Origin of the sequence: Ectothiorhodospira shaposhnikovii, assembly GCF_016584105.1 — a bacterium.
GTDB lineage: Bacteria > Pseudomonadota > Gammaproteobacteria > Ectothiorhodospirales > Ectothiorhodospiraceae > Ectothiorhodospira > Ectothiorhodospira shaposhnikovii.
This window is the reverse complement of record NZ_NRSM01000093.1, coordinates 1-765: the sequence shown is the minus strand read 5'-3', so window position 1 is coordinate 765 and position 765 is coordinate 1. Positions and strand designations below refer to the sequence as shown.

Genomic DNA, 765 nt, shown 5'->3' with positions numbered 1-765 from the left:
TTCCCTCACGGGTTTGCCCTTGCCGTCGGCTAGTAGTTACAGTCGTCCACAGAGTGGACATCACAGGTACTCCTACAGGGGACTTTCACCCCATCAGTTCATGCCCATGTCGGGCGTACACCACAGCGTCAACTCGGACCGGCTTTTCCGCTACGCTCCAAAGCCGGCCGGTTACGCTGGACGTTAGCTCTATGCAGACTATGCTTTTAGTCAAAAACGAAATTGAACTTGAGAGTGTGCTGAAAAGCATAGATATCTCGGTGCCCAGACGATCTGAAGGTCGAACAAAGGAACACACTGAGCGCTACGCTATTGCTCATTTGCTTTCTGTGTTATTGGGGAGAACTCAGCTCTCGTACCCGCTCGAACTAGTCCGGCGGGAAAGACCAGACTTCCTCCTAAAAGTAAGCGGTCGTGAGATAGGCATTGAGCATACTGAGGCTGTCCCCCAGAACGAGGCACATAAGGCAGTATTAAGGGATAGGGTTGACGGCCCCGAAGTGTATTTCATTTCACGCCATCAACCGGGTGAGCCTAGCAAGCGTGCAAAACACTTAATTGAAGAAATTAAAGCCAACCACGCTGGCTCGGGCTGGGAGGGCGATTCTGTTGAAAGAGAATGGTCTGAGGCAATGCTTCATTTTGTGTACGCCCGACATGGGCATGAACTGATGGGGTGAAAGTCCCCTGTAGGAGTACCTGTGATGTCCACTCTGTGGACGACTGTAACTACTAGCCGACGGCAAGGGCAAACCCGTGAGGGAA

At 52.0% G+C, this 765-nt stretch carries 1 protein-coding gene; it reads left to right on the top strand.

Translation table 11 applies throughout. The annotated features are described in order from the left end of the window. Positions 1–191: 191 nt before the first annotated feature. Positions 192–680 carry a hypothetical protein gene (locus CKO35_RS17545; RefSeq protein ID WP_200177395.1) on the top strand — a complete coding sequence of 163 codons (489 nt, stop codon included), beginning with the start codon at positions 192–194 and terminating at the stop codon, positions 678–680. The last annotated feature ends 85 nt before the right edge of the window (positions 681–765 follow it).